The 19,034-nt window shown below is 70.7% G+C and carries 16 protein-coding genes; 6 read left to right on the top strand and 10 right to left on the bottom strand.

Annotation, left to right across the window (positions count from 1 at the left end):
• Window positions 1-27: 27 nt before the first annotated feature.
• The gene (locus tag N1032_RS17165) at window positions 28-2,271 is read right to left on the bottom strand and encodes an ATP-dependent Clp protease ATP-binding subunit (RefSeq protein ID WP_259540402.1); all 2,244 of its coding nucleotides are present in this window, start codon (window positions 2,269-2,271) and stop codon (window positions 28-30) included.
• Window positions 2,272-2,401: 130 nt separating this feature from the next.
• Between N1032_RS17165 and mptB (N1032_RS17160) the strand changes: the two genes are divergently transcribed.
• Window positions 2,402-3,910, top strand: a complete 1,509-nt coding sequence (mptB, locus tag N1032_RS17160) for a polyprenol phosphomannose-dependent alpha 1,6 mannosyltransferase MptB (protein WP_259540401.1) — start codon at window positions 2,402-2,404, stop codon at window positions 3,908-3,910.
• 45 nt (window positions 3,911-3,955) lie between these two features.
• On the top strand, window positions 3,956-5,581 hold the full coding sequence (gene mptB, locus N1032_RS17155) for a polyprenol phosphomannose-dependent alpha 1,6 mannosyltransferase MptB (protein WP_259540400.1): 1,626 nt from the start codon (window positions 3,956-3,958) through the stop codon (window positions 5,579-5,581).
• Here the strand turns inward: mptB (N1032_RS17155) and N1032_RS17150 are convergent.
• From N1032_RS17150 to N1032_RS17115, 7 genes are all read right to left on the bottom strand, one after another.
• The gene (locus N1032_RS17150; protein WP_259540399.1) at window positions 5,553-6,692 is read right to left on the bottom strand and encodes a class I SAM-dependent methyltransferase; all 1,140 of its coding nucleotides are present in this window, start codon (window positions 6,690-6,692) and stop codon (window positions 5,553-5,555) included. The genes mptB (N1032_RS17155) and N1032_RS17150 overlap by 29 nt on opposite strands.
• Before the next feature lie 46 nt (window positions 6,693-6,738).
• Complete coding sequence (locus N1032_RS17145; protein WP_259540398.1) at window positions 6,739-7,158, bottom strand: heat shock protein transcriptional repressor HspR; 420 nt, start codon at window positions 7,156-7,158, stop codon at window positions 6,739-6,741.
• 19 nt (window positions 7,159-7,177) lie between these two features.
• The gene (locus N1032_RS17140) at window positions 7,178-8,176 is read right to left on the bottom strand and encodes a DnaJ C-terminal domain-containing protein (RefSeq protein WP_259540397.1); all 999 of its coding nucleotides are present in this window, start codon (window positions 8,174-8,176) and stop codon (window positions 7,178-7,180) included.
• Window positions 8,169-8,750, bottom strand: coding sequence for a nucleotide exchange factor GrpE (locus N1032_RS17135; protein WP_259540396.1), 582 nt, complete (start codon window positions 8,748-8,750; stop codon window positions 8,169-8,171). Before N1032_RS17135 ends, N1032_RS17140 begins: the two co-directional genes overlap by 8 nt.
• Window positions 8,751-8,753: 3 nt before the next feature.
• Window positions 8,754-10,628 carry a molecular chaperone DnaK gene (gene dnaK, locus N1032_RS17130; RefSeq protein WP_259540395.1) on the bottom strand — a complete coding sequence of 625 codons (1,875 nt, stop codon included), beginning with the start codon at window positions 10,626-10,628 and terminating at the stop codon, window positions 8,754-8,756.
• A gap of 187 nt (window positions 10,629-10,815) precedes the next feature.
• A complete protein-coding gene (locus tag N1032_RS28310; protein ID WP_310795960.1) occupies window positions 10,816-12,207 on the bottom strand; it encodes a S1C family serine protease in 1,392 nt (463 codons plus the stop codon).
• A gap of 36 nt (window positions 12,208-12,243) precedes the next feature.
• Window positions 12,244-12,624: a hypothetical protein gene (locus N1032_RS17115; protein ID WP_259540394.1), complete on the bottom strand. Its 381-nt coding sequence runs from the start codon at window positions 12,622-12,624 to the stop codon at window positions 12,244-12,246.
• 145 nt (window positions 12,625-12,769) lie between these two features.
• On the opposite strand from N1032_RS17115, the gene N1032_RS17110 reads away from it, so the two are divergent.
• Both N1032_RS17110 and N1032_RS17105 read left to right on the top strand, forming a co-directional pair.
• Entirely contained in the window at window positions 12,770-14,149 is a 1,380-nt protein-coding gene (locus N1032_RS17110) for an MFS transporter (RefSeq protein WP_259540393.1), read from the top strand.
• A 327-nt stretch (window positions 14,150-14,476) separates the two neighbouring features.
• The gene (locus N1032_RS17105; protein ID WP_259540392.1) at window positions 14,477-14,650 is read left to right on the top strand and encodes a hypothetical protein; all 174 of its coding nucleotides are present in this window, start codon (window positions 14,477-14,479) and stop codon (window positions 14,648-14,650) included.
• A 287-nt stretch (window positions 14,651-14,937) separates the two neighbouring features.
• Here the strand turns inward: N1032_RS17105 and crcB are convergent, their stop codons facing one another.
• Together crcB and N1032_RS17095 are read right to left on the bottom strand one after the other, a co-directional pair.
• The gene (crcB, locus tag N1032_RS17100; protein WP_259540391.1) at window positions 14,938-15,315 is read right to left on the bottom strand and encodes a fluoride efflux transporter CrcB; all 378 of its coding nucleotides are present in this window, start codon (window positions 15,313-15,315) and stop codon (window positions 14,938-14,940) included.
• Window positions 15,312-15,890 carry a fluoride efflux transporter FluC gene (locus tag N1032_RS17095; protein WP_407933051.1) on the bottom strand — a complete coding sequence of 193 codons (579 nt, stop codon included), beginning with the start codon at window positions 15,888-15,890 and terminating at the stop codon, window positions 15,312-15,314. The genes crcB and N1032_RS17095 overlap by 4 nt, the downstream gene beginning before the upstream one ends.
• A 268-nt stretch (window positions 15,891-16,158) precedes the next feature.
• On the opposite strand from N1032_RS17095, the gene N1032_RS17090 reads away from it, so the two are divergent.
• Both N1032_RS17090 and N1032_RS17085 read left to right on the top strand, forming a co-directional pair.
• Window positions 16,159-18,066, top strand: a complete 1,908-nt coding sequence (locus N1032_RS17090) for a GAF domain-containing protein (protein ID WP_259540390.1) — start codon at window positions 16,159-16,161, stop codon at window positions 18,064-18,066.
• A 107-nt stretch (window positions 18,067-18,173) separates the two neighbouring features.
• On the top strand, window positions 18,174-19,034 hold the full coding sequence (locus N1032_RS17085; RefSeq protein WP_259540389.1) for a class II fructose-bisphosphate aldolase: 861 nt from the start codon (window positions 18,174-18,176) through the stop codon (window positions 19,032-19,034).

Here is a 19,034-nt window from a genome sequence, read left to right as displayed (position 1 = left end):
CCGGCGCGTTCTCGCGTGTGCGCTCGGCTAGCTCTGCACCTCGTCGTCGAGCTCGTCGAGGGCCTCGGCCACCCCGAGCTCGTCGGCCACCCCGAGCTCCTCGGCCGCCGCGGCCTCGTCGGCCCCCGCACCCACGACCAGGCCCTCGCCCGTCGGGTCGAGCCCCACGAGCACGGTGTCGCCGTCGCGCACCGAGCCCGAGAGCAGCGCGGTCGCCAGCCGGTCGTCGATCTCGTGCTGCATCAGGCGCCGCAGCGGCCGCGCACCGTAGATCGGGTCGTAGCCGCGCTCGGCGAGCCAGGCCCGCGCATCCGGAGTCACCGCGAGCGAAAGGCGCCTCGACGAGAGCCGGCGGGCCAGCCGGTCGATGTAGAGCGACACGATCTGCGCCAGGTCGGTCTCGGAGAGCGCCTGGAACACCACGATGTCGTCGAGCCGGTTCACGAACTCGGGCTTGAACGCCTGCCGCACCGCCGCCTGCACGAACTCCTCGCGCTGCTCGGCGGTCAGCGCCGGGTCGACCAGATATTGCGACCCGAGGTTCGAGGTGAGGATGAGGATCGTGTTGCGGAAGTCGACCGTGCGACCCTGGCCGTCGGTCAGCCGCCCGTCGTCGAGCACCTGCAGCAGCACGTCGAACACCTCGGGGTGCGCCTTCTCGACCTCGTCGAGCAGCACCACCGAGTAGGGCCGCCGGCGCACCGCCTCGGTCAGCTGGCCGCCCTGCTCGTAGCCGATGTAACCGGGAGGGGCTCCGAGCAGCCGGGCGACGGAGTGCTTCTCGCCGTACTCCGACATGTCGATGCGGATGAGGGCCTTCTCGTCGTCGAACAAGAACTCGGCGAGCGCCTTGGCGAGCTCGGTCTTGCCGACACCCGTCGGGCCGAGAAACAGGAACGACCCCGTCGGCCGGTCGGCGTCGGCGATGCCGGCCCGCGAGCGGCGCACGGCGTCGGCCACCGCGCGCACGGCCTGCTTCTGGCCCACCAGCCGGCGGCCGAGTTCGCCCTCGAGGTTGAGCAGCTTCTCGGTCTCGCCCTGGGTGAGGCGGTCGAGCGGGATGCCGGTCCACGCGGCGATCACGGCGGCGATGTCGTCGCTCGTGACCTGGTCGTTCACCATGCGCTCGGAGCCGTCGTCGGCCACCTCGGCGGCCTCGGCCTCGGCGAGCGAGCGCTCGAGCACCGGGATCTCGCCGTAGAGCAGCCGCGATGCTTGCTCGAGGTTGCCCTCGCGCTGCGCCCGCTCGGCCCGCATGCGGGCGCTGTCGAGCTTCTCTTTCAGCTCGCCGACGCGGTTGAGCGCGGCACGCTCGCGATCCCAGCGCGCCTGCAGCTCGCCGAGCGTCTCGGTGCGCGAGGCGAGCAGCGTGCGCAACTCGGCGAGGCGCTCTTTCGAGGCCTCGTCTTTCTCTTTCTTCAACGCCAGCTCTTCGAGCTTCAGCCGGTCGACGCTGCGGCGCAGTTCGTCGATCTCGACCGGGGCCGAGTCGATCTCCATGCGCAGGCGCGAGGCGGCCTCGTCGATGAGGTCGATGGCCTTGTCGGGCAGCTGGCGGCCCGGGATGTAGCGGTTCGACAACGCGGCGGCCGCGATGAGCGCGGAGTCGGCGATCGACACCTTGTGGTGCGCTTCGTAGCGCTCCTTCAGGCCGCGCAGAATGGCCACCGTGTCTTCGACCGACGGCTCGCCCACGAACACCTGCTGGAAGCGCCGCTCCATGGCGGCGTCCTTCTCGATGAACTCGCGGTATTCGTCGAGCGTCGTCGCACCGATCAGGCGCAGTTCACCCCGCGCGAGCATGGGCTTCAGCATGTTGGATGCCGCCACCGAGCCCTCGCCGCCGCCCGCACCCATCAGGGTGTGCAACTCGTCGATGAACGTGATGATCTGGCCGTCGGCCTCGTTGATCTCTTTCAGCACCGCCTTCAAGCGCTCTTCGAACTCGCCGCGGTATTTCGCGCCGGCCACGAGCGCCGCCAGGTCGAGCGACACGATCTGCTTGCCCTTCAGCGAGTCGGCCACGTCGCCGGCCACGATGCGCTGGGCGAGCCCTTCGACCACGGCCGTCTTGCCCACGCCGGGCTCGCCGATGAGCACGGGGTTGTTCTTGGTGCGGCGCGTCAGCACCTGGCTGACCCGCCTGATCTCGGCGTCGCGGCCGATCACCGGGTCGAGCTTGCCGCTCGCCGCGATGTCGGTGAGGTTCACGCCGTATTGCTCGAGGGCGCTCTTCTGCTCGTCGTCGCCCGCGTTCGACTGGTTGACCATCGGTGGATTCGACTCCTTGTCTTCTGCTTGCCGGTTCCAAAGTTGAGTTGATCTGACTCAAGTTTAGCAGAGCGGCGGATCTTGTGCCAGCGTTCGCCGCGCATTCAACTGAGGGTGGTAAGACAAGATCGTGCCTGTCATCCCCCCTCGAGTGCGCCTGCTGCTCGGAGTTCTCGGCTCCGTGGCGATCGCGGTCGGGTCGCTCGGAGCAGGGTGGCTCGGACCGGCATCCGTTCTTCGCACCTGGCACCTGTTCGTGCTGCTGCGCGACTACCGCGGAGCCGTGACGATCTGCGGCCTGCTCGTGGTGGCCGGCGCCGTGATGCTGCTCGTGGCGTGGATCGCGCTCGGGATGTCGCTGCTCGAGCGCCGCTCGGGCCCCAAGACCGACGCGCGCAAGAAGGCGGCGCAGGTGCGCCAGGTCGCGCTCTCGGCGGCCGCATGGGCGGCGCCGCTGCTGTTCACCCTGCCGATGTTCAGTCGCGACATGTTCGCCTACGTCGGCCAGGGCCGGCTGATGGCCGCCGGGCTCAACCCCTACACGACCGGGATGGCCGATCTGCCGGGCTGGTTCGGCCTCGGCGTCGATCCGCTCTGGGCCGACACGCAGACCCCCTACGGACCGGTGTTCGTGTGGCTCGAGCGGGTGGTGGTGATGTCGACGGATGCGCTGCCGGCCGAGGTGGCGGTGTTCGCGTTCCGCGCGCTGGCGGTGGCGGGCCTGGCGATGCTCGCCTACTACGCGTGGCGCATCGCCCGCCTGCGCGGGCTCAACGAGGCCGGCGTGCTCTGGGTCGTGGCCGCCAGCCCGCTCGTGCTGATGAACTTCGTGGTGGCGGGCCACAACGACTCGCTGATGCTGGGGCTGATCGTGGGCGGCGTCTACTACGCCCTCAAAGACCGCCCCGTTCTCGGCACCGTGCTGGTGGCCCTGGCGATCGGGGTCAAACCCATCGCGCTGATCGCCCTGCCGATCATCGGGCTGATCTGGGCGGGCCGCGAGGCCGGCTGGGGGGTCGTCGTCCGCCGCTGGCTCGCGGTCGCGTCGATCGCGCTCGGTGGCATCGCCGTGCTCGGCTGGGGCATCGGGGTCGGTGTCGGCTGGATCGGCGCGCTCGCCACGCCCGTCACCATCTCGTCGTGGTACGCGCCCGCGAACATCCTGGGCATCGGCATCGGCGGCCTCGCCAACGGGGTCGGTCTCTCGGGCGACGTCACCCAGAGCGTGTTCAAGCTCGTGCTGCTCGGGCTGGGCGCGGCGGCCGCCGCCGTGCTACTCATCGCGCGGCGCCGGGCCGATCCGGTGTGGCTGCTCGCCGGATGCTTCGCGGTAGTGATGCTCGCCTCGCCCGTGCTGCACCCGTGGTACGGCCTCTGGCTGCTCACCTTCTTCGCGGTGGCCGGCGTCGAGCGGCTCTGGCGCATCCGGGTGGTGCTCTACTCCACCGCCTTCTTCATGCTGATCGGGCTCGCGGAGCCGCTCAACCTCGAGCAACGCCTCGAGGGCGACACGATGATCCCGGTCGCCGTGATCGGCGCGGCGCTCGTGGGCGTCACCGCGGTGCTCGTCGCCACCGAATACCGCCTGCGCCGCACCTTCCCGGCCCGCGTCTTCGCCGCGTCGTCGCTGCCGGGTTAGCCCGCGGCGCACGCCCCGCCCAGCCGGGTCGTGATAAGACATACTGTGCTCTCTCTCCCCCCGCCGCTGCGCCTGGTCATCGGCCTGGTCGGGTCGCTCGCAATCACCGCGGGATCACTGGGGGTCGGCTGGCTGGCGCCCGGCTCGTCGCTGCAGACGCAGCCGTTCATCGCGCTGCTGCGCAACAGTCACGCGGCCGCGTGGGTGTGCACCCTGCTCGTCGTGGCCGGAGTGCTGCTGCTGCTCGCGGCGTGGCTCTCGCTCGGCCTGTCGCTCCGTGCGTCGCCCCGCCTGTCGCCCAGCCTGTCGCCCCGCTTGTCGCCCCGCGGCCGAACGGATGCCGCCGGCACACGGGCTCCGGATGCCGCAGCCGCCCGCCGCGCGAGCACCCGTGCTCCCCTGCGCCAGGTCGCCACCTCGGCCATCGTGTGGTCGGCCCCCCTGCTGTTCGCGCTGCCGCTGTTCAGCCGCGACATCTACGCCTACCTCGGCCAGGGTCGGATGCTCGTGGCGGGTCTCGACCCCTACACCGACGTGATGGCCGACGTGCCCGGCTGGTTCGAGGCGGGCGTCGACATCAAATGGTCGACCACGGTCACCCCTTACGGTCCGCTGTTCGTGCTGCTCGCCCGGATCGTGGTGGTGGCGACATCCTGGCTGCCGATCGAGGCGAGCCTGTTCGGCATGCGGCTGCTCGCGGTAGCCGGACTGGCCATGCTCGCCTACTACGGCTGGCGCATAGCGCGGCTGCGCGGGTTCAACGAGGCGGCGGTGCTCTGGGCGATTGCGGCGAGCCCGCTGGTGCTGATGAACTTCGTGGTCGCCGGGCACAACGACGCCCTCATGCTCGGGCTCATCGTCGCCGGTGCCTACTGGGCGCTGCGGCAGCGCCCGGTGCTCGCCACCCTGCTCGTCACGGCGGCCATCGGCATCAAGCCGATCGCACTCATCGCGCTGCCGATCATCGGCATCATCTGGGCGGGCTCCACCGCGAACTGGGGTGCGCTCATCCGGCGCTGGGCCGCCGTGGCCGCCATCGCGGCCGGCAGCATCGTGGCCCTCGGCGTGGGCCTGGGAGTCGGCGTGGGCTGGATCGCCGGGCTCGGCACCCCGATCGAGATCGGCTCGTGGTATTCGATCCCGCGCATCCTGTCGCTCTGGTCGCGTGATCTCGCCGACGGCCTCGGCGGCGACGGCGACCAGGTGCGCTCGATCGTCGTGCTCGCCTTCCTCGCCATTGGCTGTGCGATCGCGGCGTTCCTCGTGACGGTCAAGCGGCGGGCCGACCCGCTCTGGCTGCTCGCCGGGGTGTTCGCCGCCCTCGCGCTCTTCTCGCCACTGCTGCACCCCTGGTACGGCCTCTGGCTGCTGAGCCTCTGCGCGGTGGCCGGGCTGCGGCGGCTCTGGCAGGCGCGGCTGTTCGTCTACGCCACTGTCTTCTTCGTGCTGATCGGCATCAGCGGCGAGCAGGTCGACCTCATCGACCGGCTGCGCGCCGACCCGGCGATCCCCACCGTCTACGGCCTCACTGGACTCGTCGGCGCGGTCGTGCTCGTGGCCCTGTTCGAGTGGACGCTGCACCGCCGCTTCACGGGCCGGGGCCTGGCGGCCCCGATGCTCGCCCTGCCGGCCGCCGAGCGTGTCAACGCTTCGTCGACACCATCACCGTGAACTTGGCGTTGCGGTCGACCTGACGGGTGGCGCCGACGGCACGCTGCAGGGCGGCGCGATACGACAGGTGCGAGTTGAACACGGTCCAGAGCTCGCCGCCCGGGGCCAGCACGCGGCCGGCCGCCTCGAACAGCTTGAGCGCGATGCCGGCGTGCACGGTCGATCCGGTGTGGAAGGGCGGGTTGAGCACGACGAGATCGGCACTGCCGTCGTCGAAGCCGCTCAGGGCGTCGTCGCGCACGACGTCGACCCGATCGGCGAGGCCGTTGGCCTCCATGGTCGCCGTGGCCGACTCGACCGCGGCCAATGACTGATCGGTCGCGATCACGGCGAGGCCGGGCCGGGCGCGCGCGAGGGCTGCGGCCAGGGCACCGGTGCCGCAGCCGAGATCGATGGCGGTGGCGGCATCCGGTTTCATCTCGTCGAGATGCCCGAGCAGAAAGCGGGTGCCGATGTCGAGTTTCGTGCCGGCGAAGGCGCCGCCCGAGGCGCAGATCCACAGTCCGACGTCGTCGTGGAACTCCCGCCGGGGCAGCGCGACACCGACCCCGGGACGGGGTCCGCTCGCGATGAGCACCCGCGACTTCTGGCGGGCGAGCCGCGCCGTGACCGAGTCGAAGGATGCCGCGAGCACCTCGTTCATGGCGGTCGTCATGTGCTTGACGCGCCCGCCGGCATAGACCGTCACCGAGGGGTCGGCGTAGGCAGCGATGGCACGCGCGATGTCGTCGAGCGCCGCGAGGCTGCGGGGCAGCTGCAGCAGCACCACGGTCGCATCCTCGAGCAGCTGCTTCGAGAGCGGCAGGTTCACGAACCGGCCGCTCAGATCGAGGTCGGTCACCCGGCGCGCGTTGGCGGCGAGAGCGAGCTCGCCGGCCAGGGCGTCTTGATGCACCCGGATGCCGTGCAGCTCGAGCACCGCGGCGGCACCGAGCGTGAGGGCGCCGTAGTTGTCGCCGATCACCACGACCCGACCCGGGTCGCCCACGGTCTCTTCGAGCGCGGCATCCGCCTGGTCGAGGATGAGCCGGTCGCTGGCGTCGACCGCGAACAGATTGTCGGCTTCGACGTCGGGCGCACGCCTCAGCGCGTCGAACGAGAACTCGGTCACGCCTCAACCGTACGGGACGCGGGGCCACCGCCGGGCGAGCGACGGGTCAGTCGCCCTTGCCGAGCGGGCGCCACACCACGAGTTCGGTGCGGCGCTGGGTGCGGGTGCCGTGCTTGAGCGAGATGATCTCGCCCTCGACCCCGGCGGCGAAAACCCGGCGCCCCGGGCGGTTGAGCAGCTCGTCGGCGAGCGTCGACTCGAGCTCGCGCACGCGCGACTCGAGGGCGTTGACCTGGTTCTCGAGCTGCAGGATGCGGGCGATGCCCTCGAGCGACACCCCCTCCGACGAGAGGCGGGCGATCTCGCGCAATTGCACGACATCGCGCATCGAGTAGCGCCTCGACTTGCCCGACGTGCGGTTGGGGCTCACGAGCCCCAACCGGTCGTACTGGCGCAGGGTCTGCGGATGCATGCCCGCGAGCTCTGCGGCGACGGCGATCGCGAACAGGGGCGACGACTCGTCCATCAGCAGCGTTCCTCTCCTGCTACTCCCGCGCCTTGGCGAGCAGTTCGGTGCGCGGGTTCTCCTGCGGCTCCACCTGGTGGAAGTGCTCGAGCGCCTCGCGCTGTTCGGCGGTGAGGTGCGACGGCACCGCCACCTGAACGACGGCGAGCAGGTCTCCCTTGCCCTTCGACGACTCGACTCCCCGGCCCTTGACGCGCAGCACGCGCCCCGACGGGGTGCCGGCCGCGACCTTGAGCTTCACCGGAGGGCCACCGAGCGTGGGCACCTCGATGGTCGCCCCGAGGGTGGCCTCGACGAAGGTGACCGGCACGTTGACGCGCAGGTTGAGGCCGTCGCGTTCGAACACCGGATGCTTACGCACCGACACCGTGAGCACGATGTCGCCGGGCTCGCCGCCGTCGGGCGAGGGCTCGCCCTTGCCGCGCAGCTTGATCTTCTGCTGGTCGGCCACGCCGGCGGGGATCTTCACCGTGATCGGCTTGCCATCCGCTGTCTGCAGCTTGATGGTGTCGCCCTTCACCGCGGTGATGAAGTCGATCGTGGTGCGCGCGGTGACGTCGCGACCGCGCGTGGGACCGCCGAAGCCGAACCCCGCGCGCTGCGAGCCGAAGCCGCCGCCCCCGCCGAACATGCCGCCGAGGATGTCGTCGAAGCCGCCGGGAGCCTGCTGGTAGCTGTAGCTCTGCCCCCGAGCACCCCCGCCGCCCTGACCGAACATGCCGCCGAACACGTCTTCGAAGCCGCCGCCCTGACCCCCGCCGCCCGCGGTGAAGCGAGCGCCGGAGCCCATGGCGCGGATCTGGTCGTATTCTTTGCGCTGCTCCTCGTCGGAGAGCACCGAGTAGGCCTCGCTGATCTCCTTGAACCGGGCCTCGGCCTTCGCGTCACCCTGGTTGGAGTCGGGGTGGAACTGGCGCGCGAGCTTGCGATAAGCCTTCTTCAGGTCGGCCTGCGTGATGTCTTTCGACACCCCGAGCACTTTGTAGAAGTCTTTGTCGAACCAGTCCTGGCTAGCCATTGGGCACCGCCACTACGACCTTGGCGGCGCGTAGCAGCGTGGAACCAAGGTAGTACCCGGATTCGACCACGTCGGCGATCGTCGGAGTCTCGACGTCGGCACTCGGCTGCTGGAAGATCGCCTCGTGCACCTGGGGGTCGAAGAGATCGCCGGCCGCACCGAAGGGCGTGAGCCCCACCCGCTCGACGCCCGACCGCAGCTTCGCCGCGATCGCCGTGAACGGGCCGCCCTCTTCGAGGTCGCCGTGCTTGGCGGCCCGGTCGAGGTCGTCGAGCACCGGCAGCAGAACCTTGACCACGTCGCCGACGGCGCGCTCGCGCTCGACTTCGCGGTTGGCCTCGGTGCGCTTGCGGTAGTTCGCGTATTCCGCCGTCACCCGCTGCAGATCGGCGAGCCGCTCGGCCGCCAGCTCGTCGGCCGTCGTCTGCCCCGAGAGGAACGACAGGTCGGCGTCGGTCAGCGAGGTCTCGACATCAGGTCCTTCAGCCTGGATGAAGGCCGAGTCGGGCGTCTCTTCGGAAGAGGCGCCCGACTCGTCATCAGGCTGACGACCGTTGGTGTTGTCGTCAGTCATGGATTACTTGTCCTTCGGCTCGTCTTCGTCTTCGACGACCTCGGCGTCGACGACGTCGTCGTCGGAGGGCTGCGTCGACTCGGTGGGCTCACCCTGCTCGCCCGCACCGGGCGCCGCAGCATCTGCCTGAGCAGAAGCATAGATGGCCTGGCCGAGCTTCTGCTGGCTCTCGTTGAGCTTGTCGAACGCGGTCTTCACGGCGTCGTCGTCTTCACCCGCGAGGGCGGACTTCAGAGCGTCGACGTCGGCCTGCACGTCGGACTTCACGTCGTCGGGCAGCTTGTCGGCGTTGTCTTTGATGAGCTTATCGGTCGAGTACGCGAGCGTCTCGGCCTGGTTGCGCACCTCGGCGGCCTCACGGCGCTTCTTGTCTTCGGCCGCGTGCTCCTCGGCCTCGCGCACCATGCGGTCGATGTCTTCCTTCGGCAGCGACGAGCCGCCGGTGATGGTCATCGACTGCTCCTTGCCGGTGCCCTTGTCTTTCGCCGACACGTGCACGATGCCGTTGGCGTCGATGTCGAAGGTCACCTCGACCTGCGGGATGCCGCGGGGGGCCGGCGCGATGCCGGTGAGCTCGAACGTTCCGAGGTTCTTGTTGTCGCGGGTGAACTCACGCTCGCCCTGGAACACCTGGATGGCGACCGACGGCTGGTTGTCGTCGGCGGTCGTGAAGGTCTCGCTGCGCTTGGTGGGGATGGCCGTGTTGCGCTCGATGAGCTTGGTCATGATGCCACCCTTGGTCTCGATGCCGAGCGACAGGGGGGTCACGTCAATGAGCAGCACGTCTTTGCGCTCGCCGCGCAGCACGCCCGCCTGCAGGGCGGCGCCCACGGCGACGACCTCATCGGGGTTGACGCCCTTGTTGGGCTCCTTGCCACCGGTGAGCTTCTTCACGAGCTCGACGACGGCCGGCATACGGGTCGATCCACCCACCAGCACGACGTGTGCGATGTCGTTGACCGACACGCCCGCCTCGGCGATGACGTCTTTGAAGGGCTTCTCGGTGCGAGCCAGCAGGTCTTGCGTGAGCTCTTCGAACTTGGCGCGCGTGAGGGTGACGTCGAGGTTGGCCGGGCCGTTCTCGGTCAGCGACAGGTAGGGCAGCGTGATGCTGGCCGACATGCCCGACGAGAGCTCCTTCTTGGCCTGCTCGGCGGCCTCCTTGAGGCGCTGCAGGGCGATCTTGTCCTTCGACACGTCGACACCGGTGGTGTCTTTGAAGTTCTTGATCAGGTAGTCGACGACCCGCTGGTCCCAGTCGTCGCCGCCGAGCCGGTTGTCACCGGCGGTGGCACGCACCTGGATGGTGGAGAAGTCGTCGTCTTTGCCCACTTCGAGCAGCGAGACGTCGAACGTGCCTCCACCGAGGTCGAAGACCAGGATGAGCTCGTCTTCCTTGCCCTTGTCGAGGCCGTAGGCGAGAGCCGCAGCGGTGGGCTCGTTGATGATGCGCAGCACGTTGAGGCCCGCGATCTCGCCGGCCTCCTTCGTGGCCTGACGCTCGGAGTCGTTGAAGTAGGCGGGAACGGTGATGACCGCGTCGGTCACCGCGTCGCCCAGGTAGCTCTCGGCGTCGCGCTTGAGCTTGCCCAGGATGCGGGCCGAGATCTCCTGCGGGGTGTACTTCTTGCCGTCGATGTCGGCGGTCCAGTTCGTGCCGATGTGGCGCTTGACACTGGAGATGGTGCGGTCGACGTTGGTGACGGCCTGACGCTTGGCGGTCTCTCCGACGAGAACCTCTCCGTCTTTGGTGAATGCGACCACTGACGGCGTGGTGCGGAATCCTTCCGCGTTCGCGATGACGGCGGGCTCCCCGCCCTCGAGCACGGCGACCACCGAGTTGGTGGTTCCGAGGTCGATACCTACTGCACGAGCCATTCGGCTGTTCTCCTTCTGTTGTGGATGTTCTGGTAGTACGAAGCTTGTCAAGACTTGAGCCTTGTGACTTCAAGTTTTCCATCCGGCGGCATCGCCGTCAAGTCCTGTCTGAAAAACTTGAGTCACTATGGCTCAACTCTCAGCTTCGCTCCTCTATTCCACGCGGAAGGAGAACAGCCGAACCCGATCAGGCCGCGGGGCCGTCGACCAGGGTGACGGTGGCCGAGGCGGCGGATCCGGCCGAGGTGGTCCAGCTGAGCGACACCTGCTCGCGCGGTTCCATGGCGCCGAGCACGGCCGACAGCTGGCTGCCGGAGGTCACCGCCGTGCCATTCACGGCGGTGATCACGTCACCGGCGGCGAGGCCGGCATCCGCTGCGGGTGTGCCGTCGATCACGCCGGCGACGCCCGCTCCGGCCACGGTGGCGTTCGACGCGACCTGGATGCCGAGGAAGCCCGGGTAGCCGATCTCGATGGTGTCGGTCTCCTGCCCCTGCTCGATCTGCGCCGCGATGTCGAGCGCCGTGGCGATGGGGATGGCGAACCCGACGATCTGGGCCGAGCCCGACGACGCAGCGGTGTCGATGCCCACCACGTCGCCGTCGGCGTCGAGCAGCGGGCCGCCCGAGTCGCCCGAGACGATGTCGGCGTCGACCTGCAGCATGCCGGTGAGGGTCTCGCCGGCCACGCTGCCCTCGGCCTGGGTGGTGACGGGCTGGTCGGTGGCGACGACGGTTCCGGATGCCGCCACGAGGTCGCCCGTGCCCTCGGCGTTGCCGACGGCGGTGACCGCGTCGCCGGTGGTGGCCGGGTCGGCGGACTCGATCGAGGCGGGGGTGAGGCCCTCGGCGTTCTGCAGCTGCAGGAGGGCGACGTCGTGGGTGGCGTCGGTTCCGACCACGGTCGCGGTGTAGGCCTCGCCGGTCGACTCGTCGGTGACCTGGATGCTGGTCGAGCCCTCGACGACGTGGTTGTTGGTGAGGATCAGCCCGTCGGAGGTGAGGATGATGCCCGTGCCGGCGGCGGCCGCGTTCTGGTAGGCGAGCACGGTGTCGATGGTGACCACCCCGGAGGTCTGGGCGGCGGTTGCCGGGACGGCGTCGGTGGCGGTGGAGCCCGAGGCTGAGCCGGAGGAGCCTGAGCCGGAGGAGCCCGAGCCGCCCGAGCCATAGCCATAGCCGTAGGGCGACGATGAGCCGGAACCCGAGCCGTAGCCGTAGCCGTAGGGCGTGACGCCCGACCCCGAGCCGAACGAGTAGCCGGTCGAGGGCAGGCCCCCGGTGACGTCGGTGACGGCGGACGAGTCGCCGGTGCCGGTGCCGGCCAGGGCCGAGGCGGCCTGCGTGGTGGCGAAGGCGGCGGTGCCGCTCGCTCCGAGGGCGGCGACGAGGGCGAGTCCGGCGACGCCGGCGATGAGGCCGGTGCGACGCCGACGGGAGCCGGGCCGGGTGAAGGCGGAGGAGGCAGCGGGGGCTGGTTGCGAGGGGCTCCCGGCGGGAGCCTCGGAGAAGTCGATCATGGTGAGTCCTTGGAATAGGGGCCGCGGATGCGCCTGGCTGACGCGGTGCGACCCATCCATTGCAACTCCCCCAGTCAAGGGCTCGCTGGGCGTTGGCTATGAGCGGGCTATGATCGCGTCTCCCGCGGCCCGCAGCGCTCCGCTGTGAGCGATCTCGAACGGAATCCGGGCCACTACCTCGCCGTTCCGGCGAACTCGCAGGCCGTAGACGCCCGGCGCCAGCGCCCGCACGCCCAGTACCCTGGCCCGGTAGTGACCGAGCCCGTCGCGATCGGCGCCGCGACGGTCGACCCGGATGTCGCCGTGCTCGGCCCCGGTCGTGGCCACGAGCTCGCGCCCGTTGCGGTGGAGGGTGGCGAGCAACTCGGCGGTGCCGTCGGCCGCGTCGAGCGGCATCCGGAACCCGATGGAGAGCACGGTCGCGCCCTCTCGGCCGCGCGCGTCGAAGCCGACGGTGGTCTCGATGATGGCGTGCATGGCGTCTCCGTTCTCTCGTGCGGGATGTGGGCGTGAGTTTTGCTCATCATAAGCAGCGGAGGGCAGGAAGCGTCGTGAGTAATTCGGCGCGGATGCGGGCCCGGCGCGGCGCCGATTGTTCACCCGCTGCCGTTACTGTGGCTGCATGACCGACGGCCCGACGCCCACCGCCTCGACCCCCTCACCGCTGCGCCGGCACGTGCTCGCCTGGGGTCTGTGGGACTGGGGTTCGGCCTCGTTCAACGCGGTCATCACGACCTTCGTGTTCACGGTCTATCTCACGAGCGATTCGTTCGGCGGCGAGACCGCCGTCTCGGCCCAGCTCGGCATAGCCATGACCATCGCGGGCGTGCTGGTGGCTCTGCTCGCGCCGATCACCGGGCAGCGTTCCGACCGCCGTGGGCGCCGTAAGCTCTGGCTGGGTGTGAACACCTACATCGTGGTGCTCATCTCGGCGCTGATGTTCTTCGTGGCGCCCGACCCGGGCTACCTCTGGCTCGGGTTGTTCCTGCTCGCGGCCGGCACCATCTTCTACGAGTTCGCCACGGTGAACTACAACGCCATGATCACCCAGGTGTCGACGCCGGCCACCATCGGCAAGGTCTCGGGCTTCGGCTGGGGCATGGGCTACGTGGGCGGCATCGTGCTGCTGCTCGTGGTGTATTTCGGCTTCATCGAGCCCATCGGCGGCACCGCGTTGTTCGGCGTGCCGGCGAGCGACGGACTGCCGGTGCGGGTGACCGTGCTGGTGTCGGCCATCTGGTTCGGGCTGTTCGCGCTGCCCGTGCTGCTGTCGGTGCCGGAGTACCGCTCGCCCGATCAGCGGTCGGGAGCGGCGGTGCGCATCGGCATCGTCGAGTCGTATCGGGTGCTGTTCCGCGACATCCGGTCGCTGTTCAGGAGCGATCGGCAGACCGCGTACTTCCTGCTGGCGAGCGCCGTGTTCCGCGACGGGCTGACCGGTGTGTTCACGTTCGGCGGTGTGCTCGCGGCGGGTTCGTTCGGGTTCTCGTCGGGCCAGGTCATCATCTTCGCGATCGCGGCGAACGTGGTGGCCGGGGTGTCGACCATCCTGGTCGGTCTGCTCGACGACCGGTTCGGGGCCAAGCCCGTCATCGTGGCGGCGCTGATCGGGCTCGTGGTGTGCGGGCTGGCGGTGTTCGTGCTGCACGACGGAGGCCAGGCCGTGTTCTGGACCTTCGGCCTCGCGCTCTGCGCCTTCGTGGGCCCCGCGCAGTCGGCGAGCCGGTCGTTCCTCGCGCGCCGCATCCCCGAGGGCCGCAACGGCGAGATCTTCGGCCTCTACGCCACTACGGGCAAGGCCGCCACGTTCCTGGCCCCGGCCATGTTCACCCTCTTCATCGGCATCGGCGCGGCCATCGGCGGGCCGGACGCGAACGTGCAGTACTGGGGCATCCTCGGCATCGTGCTCGTGCTGCTCGTGGGCCTGCTGCTCATGCTCGGCGTGCGCGGCGACCGCCGCCCCGCCCCGACGTCGCGCCCCGGCGCGGTCGCGTCGCGCTGACGCCCGCGCCCTCGGGAGGACGTCGCGACACCCGCCCCGAATAGCTGGGCGAGTGCGCGGAGGTTCGCCCGAAGCGGTCGCCCGGGTCAGGGGCGGGTCGGCAGCACACCCCGACGGCGGGTCGGGCGCGTCGCGCTGACGCTCCGCGTACGGGAGGACGTCGCGCCAGGTGGCCCGAATAGCCCGGCGAGTGCGCGGAGGTTCGCCTGAAGCCAGTGCCCTGGGCAGGGGCGGCTCGGCAGCACGCCCCGACGGCGGGGCGGGCGCGTCGCGCCGACGCCCGTGTACGGGAGGACGTCGCGCCAGGCCGCCCGCATGGCGGGGTGAGTGCGCGGAGGTTCGCCCGAAGCGGTCGCCCGGGCCGGGCTCGGCGCGGCAGCACGCCCCGACGCCGGGCCGGGCGGGCGCCCGCCGCCCACCTCCGACGGAGCGCCCCGGGGCGGGCGCGTCGTGCTGACGCCTGCGCCTACGGGAGGACGTCGCACGAACCGGCCTGAATAGCGGGGTGAGTGGGCAGAGGTTCGACCGGGGCCGGTGCCTGAGGCAGGGTCAGCATGGCGGCACGCCCGACGCCGGGCCGGCGGGCGACCACTGCCCCGCCCCGACGGCGCGCCCTGGGCGGGCGCGTCGCGCTGACGCGTGCGCGTACGGGAGGACGTCGCGCTAGGCGGCCCGCAGGGCGGGGTGAGTGCGCGGAGGTTCGCCCGAAGCCGTTGCCCAGGGCAGGTGCGGCGCGGCCGCACGCCAAGACGTGAGCGGGGCAGCGCGGCAGCACGCCTCGAGGTCGGTCAGAGCAGGGAGGCGAGCCAGAGGCCGAGGGTCGCGGCTGCCACGGATGCCACGAGCATGCCGACGCCGTTGGCGAGCGCCGCCCAGGGGCGGCCGGTCTGCAGCAGGCGAACGGTCTCGAAGCTCGCGGTGCTGAAAGTGGTGTATCCGCCGAGGAATCCGGTGCCGAGCACGAGCTGCCACTCCACCCCCACCAGGTGGCCGAGCGCCACGCCCGTGACGAATCCGAGCAGCAGTGACCCCGAGACGTTGATGATCGTGGTGCCGACTGGGTAGGGCCACCGGATGCGCGCCTTGACCGCGCCGTCGACGAAGAAGCGGGTCGCGGCCCCGACGCCCCCGGCCGCGGCGAGCGCGACGAACACGAGGGGGGTCATGAGGCCACCCCCCGCTGCCGTTCCCGGCCCCACCGCATGCCGAGGGCGATTCCACCCCAGGTCGCGATCGCGCCGAGCACCACGGTGAGGCCGGCGTAGAGCGCCGCGGGTGCGGCGCTGCCGTCGCCGAGCAGGAGGGCGGTGTCGGTGGCGAGGGCACTGTAGGTCGTGAAACCGCCGAGCACCCCGGTGCCCACGAACAACCGGATGCGCCGACGCCGACCCTCGTCGGGGCCGCGGAGGGCGAGCGCCTCGAGCAACGCGCCGAGCACGAAGGCGCCCACCACGTTGATGCCGAAGATCGCGATCGGGAATCCGCCGAGCGCGGGCGTGGCCAGCGAGATGGCCTCGCGGAGGCCCGTGCCGATCGCACCGCCCAGGGCGACGAGCGCGAGGTAGGCCGGCCGGAGGTGCGCCGGCCGCGACCCCGCCGGCGCAGGCGGCGCCACCCCGGGCGACAACGCCCCGGGCGACAGAGCACCGGCCGACGACCCAGGCGACGACCCCTCGCCGGCGCCGAGCTCCTCGACGTCGCTGTCCATGGGTAGTTCGGCGTTCGGGTCTGGGCTGTTCATCGGGCTCCTATCTCCGGGCGCGCCGTGGGCACGCAGAACTCTTGAGATAGGGACTGTTGTCGGCCGCCGCATGCGGCCTGGCCGAGGTTGGTTACGGTGAGCCCCACCGCCGTAGCGCCCCGGGAGCATGCGGACGCTGCCATCAGCCTATTCGCGACCCGCCCGCCGACGCGACCTCGCGCATGCGGCCCCTGGTGCCCGCGACCGCGCCGATGAAGAATAGGCGTGCGGGCGACGACGTGGTCACCGCGGAACCCGAGGTCTCACCATGGATCAAGACGCGTCACACGCGCGGCGCCAAGTCGACACCCTCGCCGCGATGGCGAACGACCTGGCCGGGCAGTTCGCGCTCGAGCCGCTGCTCGAACGCATCCTGACCCACACGATGGAGCTGCTCGGCTGCGAGAGCGGATCGATCTGCACCGTCGACGAGGTGGCCGGCACCTACCGCAAAGAGGTCGACCTCGGCGTCGGCTGCCAGTCGGGCCAGACCTTCCCGCTCGACGAGGGCGTCACCGGCGCCGTGGTGAGGCAGCGCAGCGCCGTGATCTTCGACCGCTATGCCGATGTTCCCGGAGCCCACATCGCGCCGCCCGAACGCGACCTGCTGCACGGCGTGATCGGGGTGCCCATCCGCTGGAACGGCGCCGTCATCGGCACCTGCGTCGTGTTCAGCCGCGACCCCGACCGCCGCTTCACCGACGCCGACAGCGGCCTGCTCGAACTCTTCGCCACGCACGCCGCGATCGCCATCACCAACGCCCGACTGCACGCCCTCGCGGCCGAACGCGCCAGCGAGGCCGCGACCCTCGGCGAGCGCGAGCGAGTCGTCCGCGACGTGCACGACACCGTGGGCCGCGGCCTCGCCGCCATCCTGCTGCACCTCGACTCGGCCGAACGCGCCCTCGCCACGCTGCCGGATGCCGCCACCCCACAGCCCCCGGATGCCGCCACCCCGCCGCCCCCGGACGCCGCCGCCCCACAGCCCCCGGATGCCGCCACCCCGCCAGCCCCCGACGCCGAGTCCGCCCGCGCCGCCGTCGCCCAGGCGCGCAGCGCCGCGAACGCCGCCCTCACCGAGACCCGCCGCACCGTGCTCGGCCTCGGCCCCTCGCTGCTCGACGGCCGCTCGCTCGGCGAGGCCATCGCCCTCGAGCTCGGCTGGGTGGAGTCGACCGCCGGCGTGGCCACCCGGTTCGTGGTGATCGGCGAGCCGCGCGCGCTCGCGCCCGAGACGGCGCGCCAGCTCTTCCGCATCACCCAGGAGGCCCTGACCAACGTGCTCGAGCACGCGCGCGCCCGCAGCATCCGGGTGGGGGTGGTCTACGGCGACGAGAGCATCGCCGTGCTCATCGACGACGACGGGCGCGGTTTCGACATCACCGAGCTGACGCACCCAACACGACCGCGCGCGACCTCCCGGCCCCGTCCCGGCCCGGGGCTCGGCCTGCGCGGACTCGTCGCCCGCGCCCAGCATCTCGGCGGCTCGGTGCAGGTCGACTCCACACCCGGCTGGGGCACGCGGCTGCGCGTCGAGCTGCCCTACCAGGCGCCCACCCACCTCGACGGATCGTCGCGCTCCCGCTGGCGCGTGCTCGTGGTGCACGACAGTCCCGTGGTGCGCGCCGGACTCGTGCGCATGCTCGCGCTCGTCGAGCCCGACATCCAGGTGGTGGGCGAGATCGCCGAGTCGTCGCAGGTGGTCGACGCCTACCGCCTGTTGCGCCCCCACGTCGTGCTCACCCACCTGCGGATGCCGCACATCGACGGCGTGCGGCTGACCTCCTATCTGCGGGCGATCGACCGCGACGCCGCGGTGGTGCTGCTAGTCGACACGGTCTCCGACGACGGCGTGCGCGAAGCCGCCCAGGCCGGCGCCGTCGGCTTCGTGAAGCACGACGTGGATGCCGCCGGGCTCGCCCGGGCCGTGGTGGCGGCGGCCCGCGGCGACTCGTTGATGACCGTCGAGCTGTTCACGAGCTCGACCGGCGTCGACGGCCCCGACCACCTCACCGCGCGGGAACGCGAGGTGCGGAGCCTGGTCGAAGACGGCCTGCCCTACAAGCAGATCGCCGCCGCCCTCGACATCTCCGTGAAGACGGTCGAAAAGCATGTCGGCGCGATCCTGCGCAAGACCGGTGCGCCCAACCGGCGCGCCCTCGCGGGCCACTCCTGACGGCGAGCGCCGCCCTACCCCTCCCCTACCGGCCAGGTGGGGGAACCCCCCATTCCCCACCGTCGGCGCGCTGCCTAGCGTGAAGGCAGGCGAATGAGGAGGTTCCCGTGGCGGTCGTGTCATTGAAGCAGATCGTCGATCGGGCGTTCCAGGAGCGTTACGGCGTGCCCGCCATCAACATCGTCAACGACCTCACGCTCGAAGCCGTTCTGGCCGGTGCCGTCGAGGCTCGCTCGCCGCTCATCGTGCAGACCTCGGTGAAGACGGTGAAGCAGATCGGCTACGACGTGCTGTTCGCGATGTGGACGTCGATGACCGAGGGCATCGACGTGCCCGTGACGCTGCACCTCGACCACTGCCCCGAGCGCGAGGTCATCACGCAGTGCCTCGAGCGCGGCTGGAACTCGGTGCTGTTCGACGCCTCCACCCTGCCGGTGGAGGAGAACCAGCGGCAGACCGTCGAGGTGGTAGCCGAGGCGCGGCGGCACGGGGCGCACGTCGAGGGCGAGATCGAGTCGATCACCGGCGTCGAAGACGGCATCGGCAGCGACACCGTCGCCCACCGCCAGTCGCTCGACACCGCCGTGTCGTTCATCGAGACCACGGGCGTCGACGTGTTCGCGCCGTCGATCGGCAACGCTCACGGGGTGTATTCGCAGAAGCCCGAGCTCGACTTCGAACGCGTCACCGACCTGGTGGAGGCCACCGGGGTGCCGATCGCCCTGCACGGCGGCAGCGGCATGAGCGACGACCAGTTCGCCGACCTCATCGCGCGCGGCTGCGCGAAGGTGAACATCTCGACCGACCTCAAGATCACCTACATGAAGTCGAACCTGGCCTTCCTCAAGACCGCCGAAGAGAAGAACAAGTGGGACCCGCCGTCGCTCTTCGCCCACGTGCGCCGCGACGTCGTCGACCTCACTACGGGGCTCGCCGCGAAGTTCGGCAGCGCCGGCAAGGCGTGGTGA

Source organism: Herbiconiux daphne, from assembly GCF_024979295.1.
Taxonomy (GTDB): Bacteria; Actinomycetota; Actinomycetes; order Actinomycetales; family Microbacteriaceae; genus Herbiconiux; species Herbiconiux daphnes.
The sequence above is the reverse complement of the archived record's forward strand: the minus strand, read 5'-3'. Positions and strand labels throughout refer to the sequence as shown.

Coding starts and splice junctions, on each gene's coding strand:
- N1032_RS17165 (WP_259540402.1), bottom strand. CDS start 2,271: ATGGTCAACCAGTCGAACGCGGGCGACGACGAGCAGAAGAGCGCCCTC.
- N1032_RS17145 (WP_259540398.1), bottom strand. CDS start 7,158: ATGGACGAGTCGTCGCCCCTGTTCGCGATCGCCGTCGCCGCAGAGCTC.
- N1032_RS17140 (WP_259540397.1), bottom strand. CDS start 8,176: ATGGCTAGCCAGGACTGGTTCGACAAAGACTTCTACAAAGTGCTCGGG.
- N1032_RS17135 (WP_259540396.1), bottom strand. CDS start 8,750: ATGACTGACGACAACACCAACGGTCGTCAGCCTGATGACGAGTCGGGC.
- dnaK (WP_259540395.1), bottom strand. CDS start 10,628: ATGGCTCGTGCAGTAGGTATCGACCTCGGAACCACCAACTCGGTGGTC.
- N1032_RS28310 (WP_310795960.1), bottom strand. CDS start 12,207: ATGGATGGGTCGCACCGCGTCAGCCAGGCGCATCCGCGGCCCCTATTC.
- N1032_RS17115 (WP_259540394.1), bottom strand. CDS start 12,624: ATGCACGCCATCATCGAGACCACCGTCGGCTTCGACGCGCGCGGCCGA.
- N1032_RS17110 (WP_259540393.1), top strand. CDS start 12,770: ATGACCGACGGCCCGACGCCCACCGCCTCGACCCCCTCACCGCTGCGC.
- crcB (WP_259540391.1), bottom strand. CDS start 15,315: ATGACCCCCCTCGTGTTCGTCGCGCTCGCCGCGGCCGGGGGCGTCGGG.
- N1032_RS17095 (WP_407933051.1), bottom strand. CDS start 15,890: ATGAACAGCCCAGACCCGAACGCCGAACTACCCATGGACAGCGACGTC.
- N1032_RS17090 (WP_259540390.1), top strand. CDS start 16,159: ATGGATCAAGACGCGTCACACGCGCGGCGCCAAGTCGACACCCTCGCC.